General features: G+C 72.6%; 1 protein-coding gene. It reads left to right on the forward strand.

All coding sequences use genetic code 11. From position 1 onward, the window contains the following. A partial coding sequence (locus IF89_RS44320; protein WP_158718190.1) for a transposase occupies positions 1-241 on the forward strand: 241 nt, incomplete at both ends.

Here is a 241-nt window from a genome sequence, read left to right on the forward strand (position 1 = left end):
GGGGCGGCTTCACCACCAAGGTCCACCTTGCCGCTGACGGGCGGTGCCGGCCCCTCAGCTTGGTCCTGACACCTGGACACTACGGCGACGGCCCCCAGCCCGAGCGCGTTCTGGAACGGGTCTCGGTGCCGCGCAGCCGGGCCGGCCGGCCCCGCACACGGCCGGATCACGTCCTGGCAGACAAGGCCTACACCTCCCGCAAAAACCGTCGCCACCTGCGACGGCGCGGCATCCGGCACAC

This window comes from Streptomyces sp. NRRL F-2664, from assembly GCF_000719345.1.
GTDB lineage: Bacteria > Actinomycetota > Actinomycetes > Streptomycetales > Streptomycetaceae > Streptomyces.